Source organism: Acinetobacter sp. NigerLNRRAM0016 (assembly GCF_054112845.1).
Genome location: NZ_JBSYVT010000018.1, coordinates 47744 through 74271, shown reverse-complemented (window position 1 = coordinate 74271; position 26528 = coordinate 47744). Strand labels below are relative to the sequence as shown.

Annotated in this window: 24 protein-coding genes; 11 read left to right on the top strand and 13 right to left on the bottom strand. The window is 46.0% G+C overall.

The window, feature by feature from the left end; translation table 11 throughout:
* The first annotated feature begins 346 nt into the window (after positions 1-346).
* The 3 genes from ACWQ4X_RS12350 (at position 347) to ACWQ4X_RS12340 (ending at position 4149) form a co-directional block, all read left to right on the top strand.
* Positions 347-1708 carry an MFS transporter gene (locus ACWQ4X_RS12350; protein WP_457903839.1) on the top strand — a complete coding sequence of 454 codons (1362 nt, stop codon included), beginning with the start codon at positions 347-349 and terminating at the stop codon, positions 1706-1708.
* A 364-nt stretch (positions 1709-2072) separates the two neighbouring features.
* Complete coding sequence (locus ACWQ4X_RS12345) at positions 2073-3245, top strand: PQQ-dependent sugar dehydrogenase (protein WP_457903838.1); 1173 nt, start codon at positions 2073-2075, stop codon at positions 3243-3245.
* Positions 3246-3423: 178 nt separating this feature from the next.
* Positions 3424-4149, top strand: a complete 726-nt coding sequence (locus ACWQ4X_RS12340; protein WP_457903837.1) for a sulfite exporter TauE/SafE family protein — start codon at positions 3424-3426, stop codon at positions 4147-4149.
* On the opposite strand, the gene ACWQ4X_RS12335 is transcribed toward ACWQ4X_RS12340, so the two are convergent.
* The 4 genes from ACWQ4X_RS12335 to ACWQ4X_RS12320 all read right to left on the bottom strand — a co-directional run bounded on the left by ACWQ4X_RS12335 (position 4139) and on the right by ACWQ4X_RS12320 (position 10316).
* The gene (locus tag ACWQ4X_RS12335; protein WP_457903836.1) at positions 4139-5062 is read right to left on the bottom strand and encodes a LysR family transcriptional regulator; all 924 of its coding nucleotides are present in this window, start codon (positions 5060-5062) and stop codon (positions 4139-4141) included. The two genes, ACWQ4X_RS12340 and ACWQ4X_RS12335, sit on opposite strands and share 11 nt — an antisense overlap.
* Before the next feature lie 118 nt (positions 5063-5180).
* Positions 5181-6485: a solute carrier family 23 protein gene (locus ACWQ4X_RS12330; protein WP_457903835.1), complete on the bottom strand. Its 1305-nt coding sequence runs from the start codon at positions 6483-6485 to the stop codon at positions 5181-5183.
* 370 nt (positions 6486-6855) lie between these two features.
* Positions 6856-9546 (bottom strand): phosphoenolpyruvate carboxylase, encoded by a 2691-nt coding sequence (gene ppc, locus ACWQ4X_RS12325; RefSeq protein WP_457903834.1) that lies wholly within the window; start codon positions 9544-9546, stop codon positions 6856-6858.
* A 143-nt stretch (positions 9547-9689) separates the two neighbouring features.
* A complete protein-coding gene (locus tag ACWQ4X_RS12320; protein ID WP_457903833.1) occupies positions 9690-10316 on the bottom strand; it encodes a TetR/AcrR family transcriptional regulator in 627 nt (208 codons plus the stop codon).
* A 146-nt stretch (positions 10317-10462) separates the two neighbouring features.
* Between ACWQ4X_RS12320 and ACWQ4X_RS12315 the strand changes: the two genes are divergently transcribed.
* From ACWQ4X_RS12315 to dnaJ, 4 genes are all read left to right on the top strand, one after another.
* Positions 10463-11584, top strand: coding sequence for an efflux RND transporter periplasmic adaptor subunit (locus tag ACWQ4X_RS12315; RefSeq protein ID WP_457903832.1), 1122 nt, complete (start codon positions 10463-10465; stop codon positions 11582-11584).
* A complete protein-coding gene (locus ACWQ4X_RS12310) occupies positions 11581-14703 on the top strand; it encodes an efflux RND transporter permease subunit (protein WP_457903831.1) in 3123 nt (1040 codons plus the stop codon). The genes ACWQ4X_RS12315 and ACWQ4X_RS12310 overlap by 4 nt, the downstream gene beginning before the upstream one ends.
* A 141-nt stretch (positions 14704-14844) precedes the next feature.
* Positions 14845-15222: a hypothetical protein gene (locus ACWQ4X_RS12305; protein WP_100241095.1), complete on the top strand. Its 378-nt coding sequence runs from the start codon at positions 14845-14847 to the stop codon at positions 15220-15222.
* Between the two features lie 106 nt (positions 15223-15328).
* Positions 15329-16444 carry a molecular chaperone DnaJ gene (gene dnaJ / locus ACWQ4X_RS12300; protein WP_161932817.1) on the top strand — a complete coding sequence of 372 codons (1116 nt, stop codon included), beginning with the start codon at positions 15329-15331 and terminating at the stop codon, positions 16442-16444.
* A 51-nt stretch (positions 16445-16495) separates the two neighbouring features.
* Here the strand turns inward: dnaJ and ACWQ4X_RS12295 are convergent, their stop codons facing one another.
* A complete protein-coding gene (locus ACWQ4X_RS12295) occupies positions 16496-16753 on the bottom strand; it encodes a hypothetical protein (RefSeq protein ID WP_457903830.1) in 258 nt (85 codons plus the stop codon).
* A gap of 294 nt (positions 16754-17047) precedes the next feature.
* Between ACWQ4X_RS12295 and dapB the strand changes: the two genes are divergently transcribed.
* The 3 genes from dapB to ACWQ4X_RS12280 all read left to right on the top strand — a co-directional run bounded on the left by dapB (position 17048) and on the right by ACWQ4X_RS12280 (position 19677).
* Positions 17048-17869 (top strand): 4-hydroxy-tetrahydrodipicolinate reductase, encoded by an 822-nt coding sequence (gene dapB / locus ACWQ4X_RS12290; protein WP_142769894.1) that lies wholly within the window; start codon positions 17048-17050, stop codon positions 17867-17869.
* Between the two features lie 58 nt (positions 17870-17927).
* A complete protein-coding gene (locus ACWQ4X_RS12285) occupies positions 17928-18572 on the top strand; it encodes an START domain-containing protein (RefSeq protein ID WP_457903829.1) in 645 nt (214 codons plus the stop codon).
* Between the two features lie 214 nt (positions 18573-18786).
* On the top strand, positions 18787-19677 hold the full coding sequence (locus ACWQ4X_RS12280) for a LysR substrate-binding domain-containing protein (RefSeq protein WP_457903828.1): 891 nt from the start codon (positions 18787-18789) through the stop codon (positions 19675-19677).
* On the opposite strand, the gene ACWQ4X_RS12275 is transcribed toward ACWQ4X_RS12280, so the two are convergent.
* On the bottom strand, positions 19637-20038 hold the full coding sequence (locus ACWQ4X_RS12275) for a hypothetical protein (RefSeq protein WP_457903827.1): 402 nt from the start codon (positions 20036-20038) through the stop codon (positions 19637-19639). The two genes, ACWQ4X_RS12280 and ACWQ4X_RS12275, sit on opposite strands and share 41 nt — an antisense overlap.
* A 96-nt stretch (positions 20039-20134) precedes the next feature.
* Between ACWQ4X_RS12275 and ACWQ4X_RS12270 the strand changes: the two genes are divergently transcribed.
* Complete coding sequence (locus ACWQ4X_RS12270; RefSeq protein WP_457903826.1) at positions 20135-21580, top strand: aminotransferase-like domain-containing protein; 1446 nt, start codon at positions 20135-20137, stop codon at positions 21578-21580.
* Here ACWQ4X_RS12270 and ahr read toward each other — a convergent pair.
* The 7 genes from ahr to ACWQ4X_RS12235 form a co-directional block, all read right to left on the bottom strand.
* On the bottom strand, positions 21550-22587 hold the full coding sequence (gene ahr / locus ACWQ4X_RS12265; protein ID WP_457903825.1) for an NADPH-dependent aldehyde reductase Ahr: 1038 nt from the start codon (positions 22585-22587) through the stop codon (positions 21550-21552). The genes ACWQ4X_RS12270 and ahr overlap by 31 nt on opposite strands.
* A 27-nt stretch (positions 22588-22614) precedes the next feature.
* A complete protein-coding gene (locus tag ACWQ4X_RS12260; RefSeq protein ID WP_457903824.1) occupies positions 22615-23181 on the bottom strand; it encodes a DNA-3-methyladenine glycosylase I in 567 nt (188 codons plus the stop codon).
* A 30-nt stretch (positions 23182-23211) separates the two neighbouring features.
* Positions 23212-23457: a hypothetical protein gene (locus tag ACWQ4X_RS12255; protein WP_457903823.1), complete on the bottom strand. Its 246-nt coding sequence runs from the start codon at positions 23455-23457 to the stop codon at positions 23212-23214.
* A 17-nt stretch (positions 23458-23474) separates the two neighbouring features.
* Positions 23475-23972: a M23 family metallopeptidase gene (locus ACWQ4X_RS12250; protein ID WP_457903844.1), complete on the bottom strand. Its 498-nt coding sequence runs from the start codon at positions 23970-23972 to the stop codon at positions 23475-23477.
* 101 nt (positions 23973-24073) lie between these two features.
* On the bottom strand, positions 24074-25108 hold the full coding sequence (gene mutY / locus ACWQ4X_RS12245) for an A/G-specific adenine glycosylase (RefSeq protein WP_457903822.1): 1035 nt from the start codon (positions 25106-25108) through the stop codon (positions 24074-24076).
* Positions 25109-25235: 127 nt separating this feature from the next.
* Positions 25236-25601 carry an HIT family protein gene (locus ACWQ4X_RS12240; RefSeq protein ID WP_161932827.1) on the bottom strand — a complete coding sequence of 122 codons (366 nt, stop codon included), beginning with the start codon at positions 25599-25601 and terminating at the stop codon, positions 25236-25238.
* Between the two features lie 74 nt (positions 25602-25675).
* A complete protein-coding gene (locus ACWQ4X_RS12235) occupies positions 25676-26416 on the bottom strand; it encodes a dienelactone hydrolase family protein (protein ID WP_457903821.1) in 741 nt (246 codons plus the stop codon).
* Between the last annotated feature and the right edge of the window lie 112 nt (positions 26417-26528).

Genomic DNA, 26528 nt, shown 5'->3' with positions numbered 1-26528 from the left:
CTTCTAATAAGAAGGGGGTGTTTTTTATTGTAGATTAGAAATTAAACATGTAAAAAATGCGATAAAATTTAACATTCTCTAAAGCAAGTTATCTTTGGTCTTATTGTTGAGCATTTAAAACATAAGATACTAATTTTAATAAATTATTTATTATAGGTTGCGATAAAAGTAACGTTTTAACTACATTTCAGGGTCATTTTCCCCCTCAAATTGCTGACAAATTATTCCATTTGATCATCTGAATACCTTATAGGTATATCTTTATACCCTTGAGGTTTTAGACAAAAAATGAATGGCTATTCATTGTATGTTGACAATAAAGTCTCACAATTGGAGGTGAGTAAAAATGACAGCGACAACAATGAATGTAAATGCTGTAATCGATCAGGCTAAATTTCGGCCCTTTCATTTAACGGTAGTTTTATGGTGCTTATTCGTCGTTTTATTTGATGGTTATGACTTAGCCATTAATGGTGTGGCATTGCCCTTGTTGATGAAAGAATGGGGAATGACTGCGGTACAAGCTGGTATGCTCGCCAGTACTGCATTGGCAGGGATGATGTTTGGTGCCATGTTATTCGGTATGTTGGCCGATAAAATTGGTCGTAAAAAGGTCATTATTATCTGTGTAACCCTGTTTAGTGGTTTCACTTTTTTGGGTGGTTTTGCGTCAAACCCGACTGAATTTGGTATTTTACGTTTTATTGCTGGTTTAGGGATTGGCGGCGTATTACCGAACTTGGTCGCGTTAACATCAGAATATGCACCACAAAAAGTACGCAGTACTTTAGTTACTGCAATGTTTAGTGGCTATGCCATGGGTGGGATTATGGCAGCATTGTTAGGGGTAACTTTTACACCTACTTTTGGCTGGAAAATCATGTTCTTTATTGCGGGCATTCCATTGTTATTTATTCCAATTTTATGGAAATACTTACCTGAATCAGTCACTTTCTTGGTAAAAGCACAACAAACTGAAAAAGCACGTCATATTATTCAACGTCTTGTTCCAGACGAAAAAGTGACTGAAAATACTGTTTTGGTCTTAAATGAAGCGAAAGTGCCAGATGCCTCAGTTGCCGCATTATTTAAAAATGGTCGTGGCATGGGTACGGTTTTATTCTGGGCATGCTTCTTCATGTGCTTATTGATGGTTTATGCGCTAGGTAGCTGGTTACCAAAACTGATGATGGCCGCAGGTTACTCTATGGGCAGTAGCTTAATGTTCTTATTGTCATTAAACATTGGTGCCGTTATTGGCACAGCGGGTGGAGGTATTCTTGCAGATCGCTTCCATTTAAAACCAGTCATCATCAGCATGTTGATTGTGGGTGCATGTGCCTTGGTAGGATTAGGCTTCAATTCACCACAACCTGTGATTTATTTATTGGTGGCATTGGCAGGTGCAGCTTCAATTGGCTGTAGTATTCTACTGTATAGCTATGTAGCACAATATTACCCGCTAGCAGTACGCTCTACAGGTCTAGGCTGGGCTTCTGGTATTGGTCGTGTGGGTGCCATTGTGGGCCCAATTGTGATTGGAATGTTATTAGGGATGGACTTGCCGCATAAAATGAACTTCATTGCAGTTGCAATTCCAGCGATTATTGCCGCATTTGCTGTGTCATTGATTAAAGTGAATAAAGCAGAAGAGGTGGCTGAAGCCCCTGCAGCATCGCAAACATCCAAGCAAAGCTCATACAGCTAATTTAAATTGGATATAGAGAGCCTCGTACAGAGGCTCTTTTTTATTGGGCGATTGAAATAACAAATGAAAAAGCCCCGATATCCTATCGGGGCTTTTTCGTATTTCATTAAAGGTAAAACTCCTGTAATACCTCAACGTCCTGTTGTCGACTCTTTATTGTTATTCTAAGAAACATCCTGTTTCTGTATGAGTTCAATATAATCTGAAATACGACTAAGGTATAGGCGTGTTTGCTGCATTCCCTGTACGCTTTGGCTGACATGAATGTATTGAATAAAATGAAGTTTGGGCTACATATTTTGTATTTTTCTCATTCAAGAGTTTGGTTAGAGTAATAATCAATCAGACCTTCATTGAGGGTGTCATGCAGCATTCTATAAATCATGCGGGGATATGGTTGGGCTTATTGAGTTCTATTCTGCTTTCGGCCTGCCATGCAGAAAATAAGTCAAGTCATGAACAACAGCAGCAGGCTGCGCATGCCTCGGTTGCTATTTCACAGCCTATTCAGGTGAATAAGATCAGTGAATTCAATGAACCGTGGGCGATGGCAGTTTTGCCCGATCAACGTCTATTGATTACTGAGAAGGCGGGCAGTCTGGTGCTATTTAATCCCCAAACACGGCAAAAAATAGCGGTGCAAGGTATACCTGCGGTGGCTTATGGCGGGCAAGGCGGTTTGGGGGATGTGTTGTTGCATCCTGATTTTAAGCAGAACCATCTGATTTACCTGAGTTATGCTGAGGCAGGTGAAGGTGGTTATGGGGCAGTGGTGATCCGTGCCGTTTTAGATGAGCGTATCGCCAGTCAGCCTCAACTTACACAGATCACACCAATTTGGCGACAGGTACCCAAAGTTTCAGGGCAGGGGCATTATGCACATCGGTTCGTGTTTGATGATGCTGGGAAATTATGGATCAGTTCGGGCGAGCGCCAGAAGTTTCAGCCTGCGCAAGATCTGCATACCAATTTGGGCAAAATTATTCGATTGAATGAGGATGGTTCAGTCGCAGATGGCAATCCATTTACGACTCAAGGTCAGATTGCAGCACAAGTGTGGAGTTTGGGGCATCGCAATCCTTTAGGGATGGCTTTTGACTCGCAAGGACAGCTTTGGGTGGCTGAGATGGGACCACGGGGTGGCGATGAGTTGAATCGTATCCATAAAGGTGCCAATTATGGTTATCCGATTGTGTCGAATGGTGATCATTACAGTGGACGAGATATTCCTGATCATTCGACTCGTCCCGAATTTCAAGCGCCTGAACTGAGTTGGACCCCAGTAATTTCCCCCTCCAGTTTGATGTTTTATCGTGGTACACAATTTCCGCAATGGACCAATAAGGCCTTAATCAGTGGACTGTCCTCAAAAGCGATTATTGTGGTGGAAACGCAACAACAGCCTGCGCAGGAGGTACAACGTATCGATATGCAGCAACGTATCCGAGATCTGGTCCAAGCAGCGGATGGTTCGATTTGGGGGATAGAAGATGGCAAACAGGCTGCCTTATTCCAGTTAACAGCACCCAAGCCATAATCTTGCAATGCTCACTGCATTTTTACCCATTTAAAACCTTTACAGCATTTAGACTGAACCCACTCCGATAGCCCCTCAAGGAAAACTTGAGGCTGACCTCAAAAAAGCCTGATTTTGCTTTGCCATTCATTGTCTTAGCATAGTGCTTGAACGGATTTAAGCACTAAGGAAGCGGGTTGTGTTGAGTTTTATTGCTGTCGTGTTTTTACTGGCAGGTTTAGTCAAGGGCATGATTGGTTTGGGTTTACCTGCTGTTTCAATGGGCTTACTGACTATGATGATTAGCTCTTTTCAGGCCGCATCGTTGCTGATCGTACCGTCTATGGTGACCAATATCTGGCAATTATGTGCTGAAGGACAGGTGCTGCGCGTTTTGCAACGCTTTTGGTCATTATTGTTGGGCATCATCATTGGCTCAATCTGGAGTATTTTCCCTCGTTTGGGGCAAAGTGACTTCAACAGCGAGGCTTTATTAGGCGGCATGTTACTGCTTTACGGATTATACGGTTTAGCCGCCAAACAAATACCCAACTTATCGCGCTATGCTGCGGTGTTATCTCCGCTGATGGGGTATTTGGGCGGCGCACTGACAGTGGCAACAGGCGTGGTGGTGATTCCTGTGGTGCCATATTTGCAGTCTTTGCATTTGCAGCGTGATGATCTAGTGCAATCCTTGGGGATGGCCTTTACCGTGTCGACGGCTTGTTTGGCGATATTCTTGCAGCAGAATCCTGTCGATCATTTGCCTATTGATTATGCCTGGTCTGTGATGGCTTTGGTTCCTGCCTTGTTGGGCATGTGGTTGGGAACCCGTATCCGCTACAGAATTGCAGAACAGAAATTCCGAAAAGTCTTTTTCTTGGGATTAATGATACTTGGAGGCTATATGTTGTTTAGTCACTGATGCTTACAGTTTGATCGGTAAGCTGTGGACGTTGACTGATCAAATACTGGCTAAAATGTTGATAGTCGATGGGCAAGGCATCAAAGTTTGGTGCCGCCAACAGTAATTTACGGTTTGCCCATGCACCCAGCAATTCAACCTGTTGAAAAGCATACAACTGCTGCAAACGTTGTGCTGCGCGTTTCGGTATGATGGCGATGCCAACGCCATTGGTGACCACTTGCGCAATCGCGCCGAAATTCGGTAGTCGTAAACGATACTGGATGCTACAGCCGAGGAGTTTGGCTTGCGCTTCAATAGATTGTTGCAGGGAATGATATTGCATCAAACCGACAAAGGCATAGTCCAAGGTCTGGCTTAACGTTAAGGGCGTATTGGAGCTTAAGGGATGTTGTGGCGGACAAATCAGCACCAGTGGATCATCTGCAAATTCTAGGGTTTGCAGGCTAGGTGCTTCAAAAAAGCTCGAAATTAACCCCAGTTGGGCGGTGCCCTTAACTAAAGCCTGAATAATGTCATTGCTTTCGGCTTCGCGCAGCTCGATTTGCAGATGCGGATTTTCCAGCATGTAGTTGGGTAAAATCAGCGGCAGATATTCACTCTGTGCCGAGGAATTACACCACAGTGTCATGCTGTTGCTGTGCCCTTGTGCGAAGGGCAACATAGCATGTTCAAGTTGCTGACTTTGCTGAATTAAAATTTGAGCTTGCTGGTTAAACATCTGTCCTGCAAGGGTCAGTTTGACCCCAGTGGCATGGCGGGTAAATAAAGCAACTGCGAAGTGTTGTTCGAGCTTTTTGATGCGTTCACTTGCGGCTTGTAAGGAAATAGCAGAACGCTCTGCCCCTTTGGTCAGACTGCCTGTCTCCACAATGTTGAGAAATAAACGTAAATCAAAAAAATCGAGGCGCATAGCCAGCCATTCGCATAGGGTTAAGTTTACTATCTTATAAACCCGATGTTAAAGACGCAAATCTAAGCGGTATTGATAAAAAAAGCAGCCCGAAGGCTGCTATAAAATTTAAACGGGATTATTCGCTTTTATCGTTCAAGCTAAAGAACCAGTTCAAAATCAAGGCTGCAAAAGTTGCAGTACCAATACCACCTAAATTGAAATTACCGAACTGTAGGGCAAAGTCACCTGTGCCTAAAATAATGGTTACGGCTGCCACCATCAGATTTTTATTTTTAGAGAAATCGACTTTGTTTTCGATCCAGATTTTCGCCCCCGCGATGGTAATTAAACCAAACACCACAATTGAAGCACCTGTCAAAATTGCGGTTGGGATGGTGTGAATAATCGCACCAAACTTCGGTGAAAGCCCTAAGAAAATCGCAAAGACACCTGCAATCACAAACACAATGGTCGAATACACGCGGGTCACCGCCATCACGCCAATGTTTTCACCATAAGTAGTCATGCCTGGTGCACCGACACCGCCTGAAAGTGTGGTCGCAACACCATCCGCCAAAAAGGCTTTACCAATTTGTGGATCGAGGTTTTCACCTGTCATGGCACTTACGGCTTTAATATGCCCCAAGTTTTCAGCCACTAAAATTAATGCCACGGGTGCAATGATGAGCATCGCATTCACATCAAACTGTGGAGAATGGAAAGTTGGGAGACCAAACCAAGCCGCTTGTTGAATTGGGGTGAAGTTAATGGGTGTGCCATATCCGAGGACATTGGAAACGATAAAGTAGATCAAGTACGCCAGTAATAAGCCAATCAATAACAATAAACGTTGCAATAAGCCTTTGGTAAATACGGCAATCGAACCCATACACAGCACAGTCACCAACGCCATCCACATATTAAAGGGATTGCCGGCTACGCCTTTGACTGTTACAGGTGCTAGATTCAGACCAATAATCATCACCACCGCACCTGTGACCACGGGCGGCATGAGTTTTTCAATCCATTTGGTTCCAGTTGCCATGACCATCAGACCAAACAGTGCGTAGAGCACGCCACAGGCCATGATCCCGCCCGCAGCAACCGCGAGGTTGGCATTTGGGGCTCCAGTTCCTGAAGCGGCATAACCTGTTGCGGCAATGACTACACCAATAAAGGCAAAGCTTGAACCGAGGTAACTTGGTACGCGACCACCCGTCATAAGAAAGAACAGGATGGTACAGATGCCTGACATAAAGATGGCAAGATTCGGGTCAAAGCCCATCAGGAACGGTGCCAGTACGGTCGCACCGAACATGGCAAAGGCATGCTGAATGCCAAGTACCGCACTTTGTGCAGGTGGAAGATATTCACTGGTTCCTACAGGACGCGCATCGACACTGCCTGTATAAGGACGCCATTTGGGAAACCAATCGGACATAAATTGATCACTTCAAAAACAAATTGTGCACATCATACTCTTTCTTTTCGAGTGATTTAATCATTGATTTTTAATTTTAGATTGAGTAGAGGTCTGATTTATAATGATTTTATACCAAGTGGTAAAAACTATATATTTCTAAAGTGACAATAAATCAATATATTATTCTATAAATTATGCTCGAAAAATCTCATTTATTGGCTTTGTTGAGCAATAAATATTTTTTATCAATCTTTCAAAAAAAATTTAACAATCCATCTAAGCCAAGAAAAAGGGATGGGAAAAGAAAGATTTTGCCAATCGTTACACAGAAGAAACAGTACATTGGCAGCTCAGCACCAAGCTGAACTGCCAATCGCAAGTTGCTGTATCAACCCGTATTACGCAAGCCGGCAGCAATCCCTGCAATGCTGACCATGAGTGCATGATCGACAGGGGTATGTTCGGCTTGGCGTTCTGCCAGATAGAGGCGACGTCGTTTCATCAATTCGGCTTGTAGCAAGTGCAGCGGCAGCAAATACGGTTTACGCACGCGCATGGATTGATCCAGCACTTCATTGCTACTGAGCAATTTCGATTCATCTTTCAGGGTCAGTAAAGTCCCTACCGCTTCTTGCAAGCGTTGGCGTAATTCCGCTCCCAGTGTTTTTAAGTCTTCATCTTGGGTCAAGTGGGCTTCATAGTAGAGAGCCACATGACTATCGGCTTTGGACAAGACCATTTCCAGCATATCAATCAGGGTCTGGAAATACGGCCATTGTTGCAGCATGTCTTCCAAAGTGGCTTTATGACCTTGCTCAATCACTTGGTTAATGGCTGCGCCTGTGCCTAACCACGCAGGCAACATCAAACGGATTTGTGTCCACGCAAATACCCAAGGAATGGCACGTAATGATTCAATCCCGCCACTGACTTTGCGTTTTGCAGGGCGTGATCCCAATGGCAACATTTGTAATTCCAGTTCGGGGGTCACGGTTCTTAAATATTTCACAAAATGCGGATTTTCACGCACGGTTTGACGATACACCTGCACAGACAGATCGGTCATGCGGTGCATCAGTTCGCGCCATTCTGCTTTCGGGACAGGAGGGGGTAATAAGGTCGCTTCCAGCGTGGCTGCGGTATAAATTTCCAGATTTTGCAGCGCGATACCTTCCAGTCCGAACTTGAAGCGTATCATTTCGCCTTGTTCGGTGACACGAATGGCGCCTGAAATTGAACCCGGTGGCTGTGAGAACAGCGCCTGTTGGGTTGGTGCACCACCACGGCTAATCGAACCCCCACGACCATGGAATAAGGTCAGTTGCACCCCATGTTGTTTGGCAATCGCGGTCAGTTCTTCCTGTGCACGGTACTGCGCCCAGTTGGCGGACATAAAGCCAGCATCTTTCGCCGAGTCTGAATAGCCGATCATGACTTCATGCTTGCCCTGAATATGCTGTTTGTACCAATGCATATTGAACAGAGTTTGCATGGTGTGCGCAGCACCATCCAAATCTTTTAAGGTTTCAAACAGCGGTACCACGCGTAAAGGCTGCTGAATGCCAGCTTCTTTCTGTAATAACAAGACTGCCAGTACATCACTTGGATATTCCGCCATGGAAATAATATAAGCACCCAAGCTTTCCGCAGGCTGTTCTGCCAGTGTACGCATGGTGGCAAATACTTCTTGAACATCGGGATGCAAAATCAGGCTTTGTTCAGGTTCATTTAAATGTTTCGGCAGCAGCGGGCGTTTGCTTTGCAATTCCTGTAACAAGAAATTCTGACGCGCTTGTTCTGTCCACGTTTCGAAATTCCCCAGTCCCAAATATTCTGTAATGGCAGAAATGGCTTGGCGATGACGTCCTGATTCCTGACGAATATCTAACTTGAGCAGCTCGATACCGAAACAATTCACGCGATGGATAAAGTCCAGCAATTTACCATTGGCAATTTCAGGCAGATTACAGGACATCAGCGAGCGGTAGCAGAGTAACAAAGGCTGTAACAGTTCATTTTTACTTTTGATGACCCGACTGTCATCTAAGGCTAAGTCTTGGTCTTGCAGTTTTTGCGCTAACCACTGACGTGTGATTTTTAGGCGTTCACGGGTATCGCGTAAATATTCACGATACGGTTCTGGATGAGGTGTGCCCAACGCTTGCAGCAACTCATCGCTGCAGCTTTGCAGCGAAAGTTCCCAGCGTAAATCTTCAATATCCCGTAAATATAAATCCGCAGCTTTCCAGCGCGATAACCACAATACTTCCTGCGTCACGTTATGCGTTACATTCGGGTTACCGTCACGGTCGCCGCCCATCCATGAGGCAAAACGTACAGGCGCAACATGCAGGGGTAGGCGTTGTCCGCAATGCTCTTCCACCATGCCATCCAGCTCACGCATGAATTTCGGCACTGCATTCCACAAGGTTTGCTCTATGGTGGTGAAGCCCCATTTGGCTTCATCGACAGGGGTTGGACGATGTTGACGAATTTCATCGGTCTGCCATGCAGAACAGATCAGTTGTTTTAGGTCTTCTAATACCGCTTGGCGTTCACGTGGAGTGAGTTTCTGCTGGTCAAATTTAAACAGACAGTCATTGATGCCATCATATTTTTGAATCAGGGTACGACGGCTGACTTCGGTCGGATGAGCTGTCAGCACCAGCTCAATTTTTAGTTCACACAGTTGTTGATAGAGCTGCTCGGCAGAAACCTCATGGGCTTTAAATTTTTGGAACAGATGATCGAGTGGATTTGGGGAGGGTGCTTCGGGATCAAATTCACTTTGGCGACGACTGCGCACCACATGGTACTGTTCGGCAATATTGGCAAAGTTAAGAAAGTGGGTAAAGGCACGGGTTAAGGGCAGAATTTCTTCATCTTCAAGACTTAGAAACAGTTGCTCGAGTTGTTTTTCGGCTTCGACCTGTCCGTCACGTGCGCCTTTGGCGAGTGCCCGAATTTGTTCTATCTGATTAAACAAATCTTGCCCGGCATGTAGTTTGAGGGTCTCGCCCAATAAATTACCAAGTAACCGTACGTCTTCGCGTAGTGGAGCATCAATTTGTTGAATCATTTTCCATTCTCCAGTTCTTATTCTTTTGACTATACCGCGATTTGCCGTAATGCCAAGTGGCAGGGCTACAAAAGTCGCAAGCTTTTGCCGATAAAACTAGCAATCAGATCATGTCCAGCCAAGGCAGATAGACACCGCAATGCTCATGCTCTTGCGGGTGCATATTTCAGCATAAACAGTTCAATGCTTTGCTGAATAATTTCTTGTTGTTCCTGCGGGGTAGGAATGGCACGAACACCGAGCAGAATTTCTAGATGGCGCAGTCCCAGCAATAAAGACAGCAGCAATAAACGCTGTTGTTCTACATCGGCAGCTTGAATAAATCTCAGTGCTGCGGCTTGCTGAAAGAAATCTTCCCAGCCATCACACATTTTTTGATGCGAGGCATTATAAAACTGCAAGGCAAGCGGGTTCTGTTCAGCCGCCAGTTCAATCAGCAAATGCTCCAGTTTCACGGCTTCGGGTAAATACACAATATTGAGTGCGATTTGACAGGTTTGGGCGAAGGCGTCCAGAAAATGGCTGTCTGCGGTTAATTGAAAGGGACGGGTTTCCATTAAGGTTTCACAGGTCTGTTCAATGGCACAGGTAAATAGACTGGCTTTGTCCTGAAAATGATTATAAATCATGAGCTTAGTGACACCCGCTTCTTTGGCAATCTGGTTCATGCTGCAACCATGATAGCCCTGTTTCAGGAACAGGTTTTTGGCTGCAAGCAGAATTTTCTTATGTTTTTCCAAGTCTTTGGGCCGACCAACATTCATTTGCACAAAATTTTCCAGTTCAGGTGAATAAAGTCATTTACTTCAAGTAGGACTTTTAATTAGTGTACCGCATAGTATATTAATTAAAAATTGTTCAAAGAACAGCTTAGTATTTTGCCCTAAAAATGACTTTTAGATAAGAGCACCAGCACATGAAGCCCGTGAAGACCCTGATTGCCAGTTTACTAATTTTATGCAGTTTGACCCTTTGGGGCTGTAGTCGTGAGCAGGCGACGACCGAACATGAACCTTTGGTGATGGTGACTCAGCCGAGCAATATGCTGACAGAACAAAAAAGTTATGCAGGGGAAGTCAAAGCCCGCCAACAAACCGATTTGGCATTTCGTGTGTCTGGACAGGTGATGCAGCGTTTTGCAGAGGTCGGAGATCGAGTTCGAGTGGGGCAAGTGCTGGCGCAATTAGATGTTAAAGATGCACAGCTACAACTGCATGCTGCCCGTGCGCAACTGGACAGTGCCCAGTCGGCAGTCAAAGTGGCCGAACAGGAGCTGGCGCGGTTTCAGCAATTGTTACCGATGAACGCCGTCAGTCGCTCGCAATATGATGCCATGCAGAATCAGTATCAAGCCGCGTTAGCCAGTTTAAAGCAGGCGCAATCCAATTATGCAGTCAGTCAAAACCAGACCCGTTATAACCAGTTAATTGCAGACAAAAGTGGGGTGATTACGGCACGCAATATCGAAGTTGGACAGGTGGTTGCCACAGGGCAAGCGGCTTATCAACTGGCGATGGATGGTGAGCGTGAAGTGTGGATCGGGGTGCCTGAACAAGCCATCAGTGCGTTCAGCATCGGACAGCAAGCCGTGATCAGCGTGTGGTCAAAGCCAGAAGATCAAGTTGCAGGCTACGTACGTGAAATTTCACCTGCGGCAGATCAGTCCCGTACCTTTCGGGTCAAAGTCGCTTTGAAAGGTAATCATGCAGAGATTCAGTTGGGGCAAAGTGCACGGGTCTTTTTCAGTGCACCGCAAACTCACGGATTGAGCGTGCCGCTGTCCAGTGTGTCTGCCAATGCGCAACAGGCTTATGTCTGGGTGGTTCGCTCGGATTCAAGGGTGCATAAAGTGCAGGTCACTTTAGGGGCCTATGGACGTGACAGTGTAGCTGTACTTTCGGGCTTGCAGCCTGAGGATTATGTGGTGGTGGGCGGCGTGCACCTGTTACGTGAGCAGCAAAAAATTCGCCCGATTGATCGGGAAAATCGCACCGTGCAACTGCCGCGCAGCCAGTCCATGACAGGAGCGAAATCATGAATTTTAATCTGTCGGAATGGGCACTGAAAAATAAAGGCTTAATCCTGTATTTCATGATCTTACTGGGCATAGTGGGGATGGTGTCGTATTCCAAGCTATCACAAAGCGAAGATCCACCGTTTACCTTTAAAGTCATGGTGGTACAGACCTACTGGCCAGGTGCGACTGCCGAGCAAGTATCGTTACAAGTGACCGATCGGATTGAAAAGGAGCTGATGAGTACGGGCAATTATGAGCGCATTATGGCGTATTCCCGTCCGGGTGAATCATTGGTGACCTTTGTGGCCAAGGATTCGTTACGCTCGGCACAGATTCCCGATGTCTGGTATGACGTCCGTAAAAAGGTCAATGATATTCGGCATGAGCTGCCGAGTGATGTGCAAGGTCCGTTCTTTAATGATGAGTTTGGCGATACCTTTGGCAACATCTATGTGCTGACAGGCAAAGATTATGATTATGCCGTGTTAAAAGAATATGCTGACCGTCTGCAACTGCAATTACAGCGGGTCAAAGATGTGGGTAAGGTCGAGCTGATTGGACTGCAAGACCAGAAAATCTGGATTGATTTGTCCAATACCAAAGCCACCCAGCTTGGAATTCCGCTCAGTGCCATTCAACAGGCTTTGCAGCAACAAAATGCTATGGCCAGCGCAGGCTATTTTGAAACCCAGACCGATCGCATTCAGATTCGAGTCAGTGGTCAGTTGCACAGTGTAGATGAACTGAAAAAAATGCCTTTGCTGGTGAATGGTCAAACCATTCAATTGGGCGATGTCGCTGACGTCTATCGTGGCTTTAGTGAGCCAGCCCAGCCACGGATGCGTTTCAAAGGTGAAAATGGCATTGGCATTGCGGTGTCTATGCGTAAAGGCGGTGACATTCTGGCTTTGGGTAAGAATTTGGAAACCGAGTTTGCCACCTTGCAGCAGAGTCTGCCTTTAGGCATGCAGCTACAAAAAGTGTCCGATCAACCGGTCGCGGTTGAACGCAGTGTGCATGAATTTATGAAAGTGCTGGCAGAGGCAGTGATTATTGTCTTGCTGGTGAGCTTTTTCTCTTTGGGCTTCCGTACTGGCTTAGTGGTGGCATTTTCCATTCCACTGGTGCTGGCAATGACCTTTGCAGGCATGCATCTGTTTGATGTCGGGCTGCATAAAATTTCCCTCGGTGCCCTGATTTTAGCCCTCGGTTTACTGGTCGATGATGCCATTATTGCCATTGAAATGATGGCGATCCGGATGGAGCAGGGTTATAGCCGCTTACAGGCCGCAGGTTTTGCATGGAAAACCACGGCATTTCCGATGCTGACAGGCACCTTAATTACCGCCGCAGGATTCTTGCCGATTGCCACTGCCGCATCCAGCACAGGGGAATATACCCGCTCGATTTTTCAGGTGGTGACCATTGCCCTGATTGTGTCTTGGTTTGCCGCCGTGCTGTTTGTGCCATATTTGGGGGCTAAGTTATTGCCTGATTTTCAGCAGCAGCCGACGCAAGTCGCATGGTATCAAAGGCTGTGGGCACGTTTAAGAAAGCAGCCCGAGCCGCAACCTGTGATGCTGCACGCTATCGAACATGATCCCTATCAGACCAAGTTCTATCAGCGCTTTCGCGCGTGGGTGAACTGGTGTGTGACTTACCGTAAAACCGTCATTGCGGCAACGCTGGGCATGTTTGTCCTGTCCGTGCTGATGTTCAAACTGGTGCCGCAGCAGTTTTTTCCGCCATCAAATCGTGCCGAAATTTTGGTGGATTTAAAACTGGAAGAAGGCGCATCCCTAAAAGCCACTGAGGCAGCCGTGAAAAAAGTGGAGCAGTTCCTTGCGCAGCAGCAGGGAATTGAAAACTATGTCGCCTATGTCGGTACGGGATCGCCACGCTTTTACCTGCCTTTAGATCAGCAATTACCGCAAGCCAGTTTTGCCCAGTTTGTGGTCTTGGCCGCTTCTCTGGATGATCGCGATGAGATTCGTCATGCGCTAGAACATCAAATTCGCGCTTTATTACCGCATGTGCGAACCCGTGTGTCCTTGTTGGAAAATGGTCCGCCTGTGGGCTATCCGATCCAGTACCGTATTTCAGGGGAAGACCTCGAGACAGTGCGTCAGTCGGCGCATCAAGTCGCGGCGGTGATCGATGACAATCCCAATACCCACAATGTCCATCTCGATTGGGGAGAGCCGAGTAAAATCATAGAATTGCAGATTGATCAGGATCGTGCCCGTCAGTTGGGCATTTCCAGTGTCGAACTGGCCAATTTCCTGAACAGTTCCATTCAAGGGGCCGTGTTGCATCCGTATCGGGAAAAGCGTGAGCTCATTGATATCCGTTTGCGCGGTGAAGAAGCAGAGCGCTTGAGTGTAGAGTCGATTGCCAGCTTGGCGGTACCGACTGCACAGGGTACTTCTGTTCCCTTGGCGCAAATTGCCAAAATTGCCTATCGCTTTGAAGAAGGGCTGATTTGGCATCGTAACCGTTTACCAACCATTACTGTGCGCGCAGATATTGGCACAGGACTACAACCAGCCACGGTCGTTGCGGAGTTATCGGAGCAGATGCAACATGTGCGTGCACAATTGCCCGCAGGTTATCTGCTAGATGTGGGGGGCACGGTGGAAGAGTCGGCACGTGGACAAAAGTCGGTGAATGCAGGCATGCCATTTTTCTTGGCAGTGGTGATGACTTTATTGATGATTCAATTGAAAAGTATGTCACGAGCAACCATGGTGCTGCTCACGGCACCGCTGGGGCTGATTGGTGTGGTACTGTTCTTATTACTGTTTAATAAACCTTTCGGTTTTGTGGCAATGTTAGGCACTATTGCCCTGTCTGGAATGATCATGCGTAACTCGCTGATTCTGATTGATCAAATCGAACAGGATCGTACTGCTGGGCAAAATACATGGGATGCGATTATTGAAGCCACGGTGCGCCGTTTCCGTCCTATTTTGTTGACTGCACTGGCGGCAGTGCTGGCGATGATTCCTTTATCGCGCAGTATTTTCTTTGGGCCGATGGCGGTGGCGATCATGGGTGGACTGATAGTTGCGACTTTGCTCACACTATTCTTTTTACCCGCTTTGTATGCACAGTGGTTTAAGGTGAAAAAGACCGTTTAGTACAAAATATTTTAGTAATATCAGGTGCGAAAGTTGGAAAATTTCAATATAGTAGCACCTTATATTTTTATTAAATTTCAGCTTAGGAATTTTGCTACATATTAAATAAATCACAGATGTAGTAATGAGGTTTAATCGCACATGAAGCAAGACAGTTTAACCAAGTATCGCCGTTCTATCGCGATTTCTTATGTCTTCATGTTTTTGGCTCTGTTTACCGTCATCAGCGGTATTTTTGCCTATTGGTTTGCCCGTAAAATTGCCCAAGTCGACAATGCTGAAGTCTGGTTACAAGCCCAAGCCCTTTGGGTTATGCGCAATATCATCATTTATACCGTTTTAAGCCTGTTTGCAGCACTGTGGTTTATTCCGCTGTGTTTCTTCACTTGGAATAGTGCCTTATGGGTCACAGGCTGCACAGTTGCAGGCGTGGTGTTCGCCCTGATTGCCTTTTTATACCTGCTCAATGCATGGATTAAGGGACTTTCTAAGTTTCTAAAAAATAAAGCAGTTTTCTAAAATTTATAATTTTTTTAGCATTTTGCCCTTGTAAAATCGCGTTTCACCCCCAATTTCAGAGCATTATTCAGTATGAAATGAAATTCCGTGAGGAGCATCGCCAGACATGGCTAAACGTGATTATTATGAGGTTTTAGGTGTCGCTAAAACCGCTAGTGATGATGAAATTAAAAAAGCCTACCGTAAGTTGGCGATGAAATATCATCCAGACCGTAACCCAGACAATCCTGAAGCAGAAGAGAAATTTAAAGAAGCCTCTGAAGCTTATGAAATTCTTTCGGACAGCGAAAAGCGCAGCATGTATGACCGTATGGGACATGGCGCGTTTGAAGGTGGTTTCGGTGGCGGCGGTGGTGGCTTCGGCGGTTTCAGTGCAGAAGACATCTTCAGTCAGTTCGGTGACATCTTCGGTGGCGCTTTTGGTGGTGGCGGTCGTGGTCAGCAACGTCAGCGCCGTGGTTCCGATTTACGCTATGTGATGGAACTCACCTTAGAAGAAGCCGTGAAAGGGGTGAAAAAAACCATTACTTTTACTGCGCCAGCACCGTGTGACAGTTGTGATGGTAAAGGTTCTAAAAATCCGAATGACGTTGAAACCTGTAAAACCTGTCATGGTGCAGGTCAAGTGCGTATGCAACAGGGTTTCTTCTCGGTACAGCAAACCTGTGGGACTTGTCGTGGACAAGGCAAAATCATTAAGAACCCTTGTCAGAAATGTCATGGTTCAGGGGTTTCTGACCGTCAGCAAACCCTAGAAGTAACGATTCCTGCGGGCGTAGACAACGGCGATCGCGTACGTTTAAGTGGTAAAGGTGAAGCCATCCGTGATGGTCAATCTGGCGACTTATACGTGGAAGTGGTGGTTCGTGAACACGAAATCTTCCAGCGTGATGGTGCAGATCTGTATATGGATGTCCCTGTAAGCATTGCCGATGCTGCGTTGGGTAAAGAAATTGAGATTCCGACCCTTGAAGGTCGCGTGAGCTTGAAAATTCCTGAAGGCACACAAACTGGAAAAATGTTCCGCTTGCGTGGTAAAGGGGTAAAACCTGTACGTACCAGCATGCAGGGTGATTTACTTTGCCGTATTGTGGTGGAAACTCCAGTCAACTTGACCGCTCGTCAACGTGAATTGTTGAAAGAGTTGCAAGTGACCATGGATGGTGAAGACAGCCATTCTTCTCCAAAGAAAAAATCGTTCTTCGATCGTTTATTCGATTAAGTTCGAATCAAAAAAAGGGCATGTAAAACATGCCCTTTTTTTTGTCGGTGTTTATTGCGGGATTGGCGCATCAATCGCATCGACACTGACCATTTCACTAGAAGCCTGAGTCGCTTCAACCGCAGCTTGGGTTTTGTTGCCTGCCATACGCTCGGCAAGGCTGCCGAGTTGACCATTCACTGTGGTCATGATTTTTACTCCAGCCAAACTGTCCACAGAGTCCCCAGACTGAACCGCAGGTTCTGCATAAACATGCGCCGCAGTTAGCGCAGTGAAAAGTAGTGCAAGTGTCATTTTTTTCGAATGCATGGCAAGTCTCCTTACAATTGTTATTTCTTGATGATTCGTGTCGGCTAGTCTGCGTATGCAAGATGAACATTGTGTGAAAAAGCTGAGCCTTCAAATTCATTTTTAAGGATTTTTTTCAATCTAAATCCAGATTTCAATCTCATTCTTCACTCAATCGTGGGGTTGAATCATGGCTGTAACGTGTAGGTTTACGCCAAAACAAGTTTTTTACGAAAAATCCAGCTCATAACTTAGTCTCATTGCAGAGTTTTGCTATAGTAAAGGCAATTTTAAATTCGAGATTAGGAACGGATTATGTCTACAAGTCCACGCATTGGGGTATTGGGTGCAGGCGGTCGTATGGGTCGCATTTTGATTCAGGCGGTACAACAAGCGGGTTATCAATTGGCAGCTGCGGTTGAACGTCCTGAAAGCAGTTTGGTCGGTTCTGATGCGGGTGAACTTGCAGGCATTGGCAATATTGGCGTGAAGATCGCGGGGAGCTTGCAGGAAGTTCTGCCAGCCTGTGATGTGGTGATCGACTTTACTGCACCTGTTGCCACCGAACAGCACTTAAAGCTTTGCCGTGAAGCAGGTGTAGCGATGGTGATTGGCACCACAGGCATGAATGATGAGCAGAAGGCATTGCTGGATGAAACCTCAACACAAACACCTGTGGTTTATGCTGCCAACTATTCTGTGGGCGTGAATGTATCCATCAAACTTTTAGAACTGGCATCGAAAGTGTTTGGTGACACGGTGGATATTGAAGTGATCGAAGCGCATCACCGTCATAAAGTGGATGCACCATCAGGGACTGCCTTGATGATGGGTGAAGCGATTGCAGATGCTTTAGGTCGTGACTTGAAACAAGATGCAGTGTATTGCCGTGAAGGACATACAGGTCCGCGTGAGCGTCAAAGTATTGGTTTCCAAACCATTCGTGGTGGTGACATCGTGGGTGAACATACCGTGATGTTTATTGGTGAAGGTGAGCGTGTTGAAATCACCCACAAAGCCACCAACCGTATGAACTTTGCTTCTGGTGCAGTCCGTGCCGCTGCGTGGGTGGTGGGTCGTGATGCGCGTAAATATGACATGAAAGATGTACTGGGTTTTAATGATATTCAGGTCTAAGGCTTAGCCCTGTTACTATAAAACTGCTGCATAAAATTAAAATAAGAAGCGTAACTCAATGAAAATAAAATTAATGACTTGCTGTGCTGTAGCCTTGTTGGCTACAGCGCAGGCAAAGTCGATCGACAATGCCAAACTTAGTATTAACAAACAGAATATTAAGGTCTGGACCTACCAAAACAACGCCAACCCTGTGGTGTTATATAAAGCCGAAACGCATTTTGATGTTCCGATTGAAAAGGCCACTGCGCTGATTTTAGATGTGGAACAAGCGCCTAAATGGGTGCCTTATATGGGCAGCGTCAAGGTGCTCTCCCGAGATGACAGCAAGGGTGAGTTTCTGTTGTATATGGTGCTGGATTTTCCATTTCCTTTAAAAGACCGTGATTTGGTGGTGAAGGGGAAAATGAGTAAAGATGCTCAAGGGATGATTCATATTCAGAACAAAGCCGTAGAGCAAGGTTATCCGCTGAATCCAGATTATGTGCGTTTAACCCGTTATGAAGGGGACTGGACTTTCCAAAAACTGAGTAAGCAAAAAGTCAAAGTTTCGACTTATGGTTATGCAGACCCTGAAGGTTCCATTCCCCTCAGTGCGGTGAATCTATTTGTTGAGCAACAACCTTATCAAATGCTGTTGAAGATGAAACAGGAACTGGCAAAGCCACGGAATTATGCCGCTTTGCCTGTAATTTTACGCTAAAGCATGTGAGGTGATGCCCACTGGGTTCAGGACTTTGGGCATCGCTTGCAGACCTGAGGGTTGCAGCTGTTAAGCGAAAAGTATTTAACCTTTTGGGATAGACACGTATTTCTGAATCGAGATTGGTCAGGTTGGAAGATTTTGTAGAAATAAATGTTGTAGGAAAATCGAAGAATTCACACAATATTCTTGACCAATAATCAATAAATACCCAATGAAATCGACCATTGAAGAATTAAATGCCTTTGTCCAGATTGTTGAAAGTGGCTCGATTGTCAAAGCTGCTGAGCAACTGGGACAGACCACATCGGGCATCAGTCGTGCCTTGCAGCGCTTGGAAAGCAAGCTGAATGTGACCTTGCTGGAGCGAACCACGCGCAAGCTGAAACTGACACAAGAAGGACAACTATTTCTGGAAAAATCGCGCAAGATTTTGAATGATTTGACCGAAGCCGAAGACGCATTATTAAAATCCGATCATGATATTTCAGGCTTAATTCGGGTCGATTCCGCCACGCCGTTTGTACTGCATGTGATTGTGCCGCTGATTCAGAACTTTATGCAGCAATATCCTAAGATTGAGATTGAGCTGAATAATCACGATCAGGTGATTGATTTGCTGGAACATAAAACCGATGTCGCAATTCGCTTTGGCGAATTAAATGATTCCAGTTTACATGCCAAATTACTCTGTCGAAGCCGCTTATACCTTGTGGCGAGTCCTGCGTATTTGGCGAAGCATGGCATACCGCATCAACCCGAGCAGTTATTGCAGCATGCCTTAATTGGTTTTACCCAGCCGACCCATTTAAACAATTGGCCGTTGCAACATCAGGGGCAGCGCTTGAACATTCATCCCAAAATCAAAGCCTCCAATGGTGAAACGGTGCGCCAGCTGGCATTGCATGGGGCAGGCATTACCTGTTTGTCCCGTTTCTTGGTGCAGGAAGATTTAAACGCGGGGCGGTTGCAGGCACTGTTTGAAGATCAGATTGAACTGCAATACCAAAACATCCACGCTGTGTACTATCAACAAGAGCACTTACCGAAACGGGTTCGTCTATTTATTGAGTTTTTGGCACAGCAGCTTGCCATTTATCTTTAGTTTGCGGCAAGTGTATCTGCACGGTGAGCAAGGCTGGTCGTGGTTGAGCATTTTGATCGTGCAGCGCAATCGCAAAATGCTGTGCATTGTTCCAACAGACAAACTGTAATTTTTTCAACGGTGTCTCGCCAATCAAAGTGGTGCGGGTTGAACCTGATTGGTAGCTAAACAGGCGCTGCGGAATGACCGTATCTTGCACATCACTTTTTTGCCATAACTCAAAATTTTGCTGTCCTGATGCTTTTAAATACCCCTCAATTAAAGACTGACAAATAAAATCACGCTGCTGTTGCTGAACCGAGGTCGTGGGTTGGCAGGCAGCCACTGCCAGCGTCAGGATGAGGATGCTGAGACGGTACATTGTGTTTCCCCTGATAAAAAATAAACTGTACGGCTAGCATAGGCAGGGTGTACTCTTGGTTACAGATACAAAATATTTTAAAAAATGAGTACAGTGATGGGCATCCAGTATCGTGATTTGGCACACCAGTTGGCACAGAAAATCTATGCAGGGGAATTGGGGGCAGGGCAACGTTTAAGTTCCTTACGGCAGTTTGCCCAGTTACAACAGGTCAGTCTGAATACTGCAAAAAGTTGTTATGAATTGCTAGAAGCGCAAGGTTTGATTGCAGCAAGACCACAGGCGGGCTATTTTGTGCAGCCGCAAGCTTTGGCGGTGGCGCTCCCGCAACATGCGGATTTTGCTACTACGGCACGCGAAGTCTCTAACTTGGAACTGCAAATTGAAATTCAGGAAGCCTCAATTCATGACCAGATGATCCATCTGGGCTCGATTCAATTGTCTCCGAATTTGGTGCCTGTAGAGGCACTCCGCCGTTCCATTCAACGGGCTTTAAAACACAGCAAACCTGAAGATTTTCTGTATAGCGACAAACAGGGACATCGTCGTTTGCGCGAGGCGTTGTCGGCACATTGGGCGGAAGATGGGATTTATATTGCTCCTGAAGAGATTTATATCAGCAATGGTTGTATGCCTGCACTGTCGGTGGTGATTCAAACCCTGACTCAAGAAGGGGACAGTATTATTGTACCGACGCCCAATTTTAATGGGCAGTTACAATTGTTGGCGAGTTTGAATCGTAAAATTGTGGAAATTCCTGCGAATGCCAATGGTTTTGATTTACAGCGACTGGAGCAGGCGATGCAACATTCGGGGGCAAAAGCCTGCCTGCTCACAGCCAATTTTCAAAACCCGCTGGGCTTTTGTTTAAGCCCCACAGAGAAAGAGCAAATTGCCCAGTTAGCCGCGAAATATCAATGCTATGTGATTGAGGATGACATTTATGCGGAATGCAGTTTTGACTTAAAGCGACCTTTGCCGATTCAATACTGGGACCGACAGGGCTACGTGATTTACTGTGGCTCGGTTTCAAAATCCTTATCAACTGCGTATCGGGTGGGTTGGTTCTGTATGCCTTCCCGCTTACAGCATTTACGTGCACAATTGCTCACGCGGAATGTTGCAGTGAATACGCCTTTACAATTGGGGTTGGCAGATCTGATTTACAGCCGTGCCTATCGTGAGCATTTAAATCAGTTAAAACCCAATTTAATGCAGCAGGTTGAACAGTATCGGCAATTTTTGATTCAGGTGTTTGCGGGTATCGAGATTCGTTTGAGTCAGCCCAAAGGCGGTTATGCGCTGTGGCTACAATTACCCGATCAAATTCACAGTTTGGACATTTACCGCTATGCACAGCAGCAAGGCATCAGCATTGTGCCAGGCATCGTGTTTGGGGAAGAGCAGCGCTATAAAAACTGTATTCGTTTAAATGCAGGGCATGAGTTGTCATTAGAAATCCGCCAAGCCATTGTGTGTCTGGCGGATTGGGTGCGGCAGCAATTAGGGCTTCAAGCTGTGCTGGATTCGAAGTCAGCTTGAAGCACAATCCGATAACGGGCTTTGCCAGAATGCAATCGTTCAATCGCTTGATTCAGTTGCGACATCGGGAACAACTCTATTTGCGGCGCAATGTTTTTCCGTGCAGCGAACTTGAGCAGTTGGCGTAAAGCCGCAGGCGAACCTGTAGGAGAGCCTGTGATTGACTTTGCTCCACCAATCAGACTGCCCGTATTAAACTTGATTGGTTCCAACGGTACCCCTAGCAGATGCATGGTGCCATTCGGTGCCAGCGTACTGATATAAGCAGGCCAATTCAGGGTAACATTCACGGTACTCAGCAAGAGGTCGAATTTTCCTCGCTGAGATTTCAGCGCCTCCACATCGCGGCTATTCACCACATGGTCCGCGCCCATAGCTTTGAGCTCATCGGTCTTGTCCATGCTTGAAGTAAAGGCGGTAATCTCACAGCCCCATGCTTTGAGTAACTTAATTGCCATGTGTCCCAAACCGCCAATCCCGATCACCCCGACATGATGCGTGGCTTGAATTTGGTGTTTGAGTAAAGGATCAAATACGGTAATGCCACCACACAGCAACGGACCTGCACTTTCAGGCGCAAGGTCATCAGGTAGGGGAATTACCCATTGCCATGCGGCACGGACTTTATCGGCAAAGCCACCTGCATGACCGACGATAGTTGCAGTACTGCCACCTGTACACAGCACAGGTTGTCCTGCCATACATGAATCACAATATTGGCAGCTTTCCGCGGTCCAGCCCAACCCGACACGTTGACCAATCTGCAAACCTTTGGCTTCAGCTCCAAGACGGGCAATGGTGCCTATCACTTCATGTCCGGCCACCACCGGATAGACGGCATTGTTCCATTCGTTGTCAATCACAGAAAGATCGGAATGACACAAGCCACAATATTCCACCTGAATTTCTACTTGATGAGGAAGCAGTTCGCCTGCATCAAATTGAAACGGTACCAATGCTTCGCCTTGTTGCAGGGCAGCATAGCTATTGATCAGGTTATTATTCATGGCGACATCCTCTGTTTTTATCGTGTTTTATTGGGTTGCAGTGTTCTTGGATGGACAGCAGTCTTCATGATCATCGACCATGCCTACGGCTTGCATAAAGGCATAACAGGTGGTGGGACCGACAAATTTAAAGCCTTTTTTCTTTAAGGCTTTGGACATCTGCTGGCTTATTTCAGTTTGAGCAGGTGCCGTTTTATAGTTGGGCACGGCATTCAAAATAGGCGTATGGTCGACAAAGTGCCATAGCCAATCAACCACATCATGTTCCTGTTTCAGGTTCTGCCAAGCCCGCGCATTATCACGAATGGCATGCAGTTTGCCAATGTGTCGAATCAGTCCAGCGTCTTGTAATTTGGCTTCTAGCTCGGCATCGCTCAGTTCTGCAATGTGTTGAATGGAATGCTGGAAAAAATGCTGGCGATAACTTTCGCGTTTTTTCAGTACCGTAATCCATGACAGTCCTGCCTGTTGTCCTTCAAGACACAGCATTTCAAACAGATGTTGTTCATCATGTACAGGTTGCCCCCATTCATGATCATGGTAAGCAATGTAGAGAGGATCCTCGGTACACCAGCCACAGCGTTGTTTTGTCATTCTTCCTCTCTATTCTATGTTGTTATCAGTTTATAAGGTGAAGTCTACCCATTGATCCGCTTTATTGTCCCAGTAGGATAAAGCGGCTTGTGGTAAGTCGTTAAACGAAATCCAGAAATCTTTGCCTGACTTGTCTACAAAACCTGTACTGATGAGCAGGGCATCATCCGTAATTTCCATGATCCAGCCTTGATAGCTTTGTCCTGCAACCACAATTTTTTGTTGATTGCCTGATTCTGCAAATTCAACCAGACGATTCATCAACACTTCAGACATGTGTATTTCCTAAAAAATTAACGTAAATATGGAAAAGGATTGACCGCACCGCGACCTTTACCTGCTAAATAAATTCCATAATGTAAATGTGGTGCCGTATGTCGAGCATTGCCCGTATTACCCACATAGCCGATGAGATCGCCTTTTTTCACGAAATCTCCGACGGATAGGCCACGTTTATGCTCATTCAAGTGCGCATAATAATGCCACGAACCACTCGGTCCCAACACCCAAATTACTTTACCACCCAAATTGTTATCGCGTAAGTCTGCAATTAAGCCATCGGTGGTGCTATACACTTTTGTTCCACGTGGAGCCATGATGTCGATGCCTTCATGTCGACGTCCCTGACTGCGTGAAGCACCCCAGGTGTCACTCAATTGTTTGGCTCGAATATTTTGTACAGGAATCGGGAGCTTGGATTTGAGCGGCATGCCTTGCAGCTCTTGTACTGTTGAGGGAGGCAGCGTTGAGCCTGTCTTCTTGGGTGTCGAGGTACAGGCAGTCAGGGTCATTAACCCAATAGTCAAACTGGTAATCGCAAAATGACGAAGCACAATTTATCCTTTTCGTTATTGTGATTTTCAAGACGCTAAAATTTCAGTTTCTGACTATGTCATATCTCTAAGGCCGAGATCAATTTTTTCATGGCCGTTGGCAGCCCCATTTGTGTAGCTTTTTGTGGCGTGAACCAAGTGCCTGAAAGTTCAATGGCAATATGCTCTTGCTGTTCAGGTTCCACGTGGAAACAGATTGCCTCCAGCAGCCACGTGAAATGGGTAAAACTATGTGAGATTTGGGCACGCTGGCGGTTTGCTTTTAGACCGAGCATTTGTGTGGTTTGACTCAGTTCCGCACTATCTTCATAGATTGGCAAGCTCCACAAACCGCCCCATAAACCGGTATTGGGACGTTGTAACCACAGCCATTGATCTTGGCACTGCAACACCATCACTTGAGCCGATTTTACAGGAACTGCTTTCTTGGGCTTTTTATACGGCAGTTCAGTTTCAAGTCCCTGTTGATGGGCCTTACACTGCTGTTGCATAGGGCAATATAAACACAAGGGTTTTTTCGGGGTACAGATGGTTGCCCCTAAGTCCATAATCGCTTGGGTATAATCATGATTGCGCTGCTCAGGACATAACTCTTCTGCCAGTTGCCACAGTGAGCGTTCATGCACGGGTTTACTCAAATCATCTTCAATGGCATAGAAACGTGCCAGAACCCGTTTTACATTGCCGTCCATAATCACGCCGTATTGACGCAGTCCCAAAGACATCAATGCGCCAGCGGTGGAGCGACCAATGCCAGGCAGTGCCATCCATTCTTCCAATTTACGCGGGAAATGACCTTGCTGCGCCACAATGCCTGCGGCTTTATGTAAATTACGCGCGCGGGCATAGTAACCTAGACCTGCCCAGTAGGGCGCAACATCATCCCATGAGGCGCGACCTAAATCTTCAACAGTAGGAAAGCGTTCGATAAAACGCTCGAAGTATTGCAGTACGGTTTTGACTTGTGTCTGTTGCAGCATAATCTCGGAGACCCAAACTTGGTACGGGTTATCTGCGACTTGCCAAGGCAGGTCATGTCGACCATGCAGATCGAACCAGTTTAACAGGGCTTCAGAGAAAGAAAACAGAGACATGCGAACTCAATACAATTTCAAGCCGCTTAGTATAGCGGAGCCACCGCTTTTTGTAGCGTGAGTGCCATAAATTTTGCTGTAAAAAAATGATGCCGAAGCATCATTTTTTTACAGATCGGGAAAGGGATTAAGCTTCGCTTAACATACCCCAACGCGCATCTAGTTTAAGGGGTTGGTCTTCATAACGTGGAATAATATGAATATGTAAGTGTTCAGATGCCTCACCAAACACAGTCCCATCATTAAAACCAACGTGGAAACCTGACGGTTGATGACGTAACTTTAACTCGTTACGCGCCAGTTCTAACAACGACATTAAACTTTTACGTTCTTTGTCGGTAATGTCAAAGAAAGAGCTGACATGGCGTAGAGGGATAATGACGCAATGTCCTTTAGAGAGTGCATTCGGCTCAGGCAAAATGACACCAAACTCATTTTTATCGATGACATCAAATTCATCAAAATTGCAGTATGGGCAGTTGTTCTCAGTCATTATCTTGTCCTCTTAAAAAATCAATCAAATTTAAAATGGATGCAGGATTCATCCTGCATCTACTTTTGTACTTTTTATTCGCCTAAACGACGTTGTAGCAATTCATACATGGCTTCAAGTCCTTGGTGTTCTGCTTCAGCATTGTAGCCTAAGTCAACGCCATTGGTTTTGGCTTTCTCATCGGCTTCGGGGTTACTAAAACCATGCTTGGCATCTTCAAATACAATTACCTCATGCGGAACTTGCGCGGCATACATTTCTTCACGGAAATGTGCCACATCATCTAGGCTGACCATGCTGTCGAGTTCACCATGCAGCACCAAGATTTCAGCTTTCACCTGACCCGCTTGCGCAGGCGTTTGCGCTGAAAGGTTGGCATGGAAGGTCACCACAGCTTGGAGATCTGCACCAGAACGTGCCAAATCCAGCATGACTTTACCGCCATAGCAGAAGCCAATTGCAGCCAGTTTATCTGCATTTACTTCGTTTTGTGCAGCCAACGCCGCCAGACCTGCTGACGCACGAGTCACAATGGTGTCTGGTGCCTGAAAGGTTTGCATCATCCATTCATTGGCTTGAGCCGCAGAGGACGTCACTTTTTTATCGCCGTACATATCAATCGCTAAGGCGGCATAACCATGTTCTGCCAATTCACGCGCACGTTGTTCGGTATAGGCATTACGTCCCCACCATTCAGGTGCAACCAAGATTCCAGCAACAGGTGTTGCAGTACTGGGTGCAGCAAAATATCCAATCAGGCGAGTCCCATCGGCTGTGGTATATTCAATTTCGCGTGTCTGAATGTTGGTGGTCATCCTTTAGTCCTTGGTATTATTGCGTATGAGAATTTACTGATTAAAGCATAAAAATAATCAATCATTTTTAAAAATTGATGTCGATGCAGCAAAGAAGTGTAAAAAAACATCA

Coding starts and splice junctions, on each gene's coding strand:
- ACWQ4X_RS12285 (WP_457903829.1), top strand. CDS start 17,928: ATGAAAATAAAATTAATGACTTGCTGTGCTGTAGCCTTGTTGGCTACA.
- ACWQ4X_RS12330 (WP_457903835.1), bottom strand. CDS start 6,485: ATGTCCGATTGGTTTCCCAAATGGCGTCCTTATACAGGCAGTGTCGAT.
- ACWQ4X_RS12335 (WP_457903836.1), bottom strand. CDS start 5,062: ATGCGCCTCGATTTTTTTGATTTACGTTTATTTCTCAACATTGTGGAG.
- ACWQ4X_RS12310 (WP_457903831.1), top strand. CDS start 11,581: ATGAATTTTAATCTGTCGGAATGGGCACTGAAAAATAAAGGCTTAATC.
- mutY (WP_457903822.1), bottom strand. CDS start 25,108: ATGTCTCTGTTTTCTTTCTCTGAAGCCCTGTTAAACTGGTTCGATCTG.
- ACWQ4X_RS12295 (WP_457903830.1), bottom strand. CDS start 16,753: ATGCATTCGAAAAAAATGACACTTGCACTACTTTTCACTGCGCTAACT.
- ACWQ4X_RS12235 (WP_457903821.1), bottom strand. CDS start 26,416: ATGACCACCAACATTCAGACACGCGAAATTGAATATACCACAGCCGAT.
- dnaJ (WP_161932817.1), top strand. CDS start 15,329: ATGGCTAAACGTGATTATTATGAGGTTTTAGGTGTCGCTAAAACCGCT.
- ACWQ4X_RS12255 (WP_457903823.1), bottom strand. CDS start 23,457: ATGTCTGAAGTGTTGATGAATCGTCTGGTTGAATTTGCAGAATCAGGC.
- ACWQ4X_RS12350 (WP_457903839.1), top strand. CDS start 347: ATGACAGCGACAACAATGAATGTAAATGCTGTAATCGATCAGGCTAAA.
- ACWQ4X_RS12305 (WP_100241095.1), top strand. CDS start 14,845: ATGAAGCAAGACAGTTTAACCAAGTATCGCCGTTCTATCGCGATTTCT.
- ACWQ4X_RS12250 (WP_457903844.1), bottom strand. CDS start 23,972: ATGACCCTGACTGCCTGTACCTCGACACCCAAGAAGACAGGCTCAACG.
- ACWQ4X_RS12260 (WP_457903824.1), bottom strand. CDS start 23,181: ATGACAAAACAACGCTGTGGCTGGTGTACCGAGGATCCTCTCTACATT.
- ACWQ4X_RS12345 (WP_457903838.1), top strand. CDS start 2,073: ATGCAGCATTCTATAAATCATGCGGGGATATGGTTGGGCTTATTGAGT.
- ACWQ4X_RS12315 (WP_457903832.1), top strand. CDS start 10,463: ATGAAGCCCGTGAAGACCCTGATTGCCAGTTTACTAATTTTATGCAGT.
- dapB (WP_142769894.1), top strand. CDS start 17,048: ATGTCTACAAGTCCACGCATTGGGGTATTGGGTGCAGGCGGTCGTATG.
- ppc (WP_457903834.1), bottom strand. CDS start 9,546: ATGATTCAACAAATTGATGCTCCACTACGCGAAGACGTACGGTTACTT.
- ACWQ4X_RS12275 (WP_457903827.1), bottom strand. CDS start 20,038: ATGTACCGTCTCAGCATCCTCATCCTGACGCTGGCAGTGGCTGCCTGC.
- ACWQ4X_RS12240 (WP_161932827.1), bottom strand. CDS start 25,601: ATGACTGAGAACAACTGCCCATACTGCAATTTTGATGAATTTGATGTC.
- ACWQ4X_RS12280 (WP_457903828.1), top strand. CDS start 18,787: ATGAAATCGACCATTGAAGAATTAAATGCCTTTGTCCAGATTGTTGAA.
- ahr (WP_457903825.1), bottom strand. CDS start 22,587: ATGAATAATAACCTGATCAATAGCTATGCTGCCCTGCAACAAGGCGAA.
- ACWQ4X_RS12270 (WP_457903826.1), top strand. CDS start 20,135: ATGGGCATCCAGTATCGTGATTTGGCACACCAGTTGGCACAGAAAATC.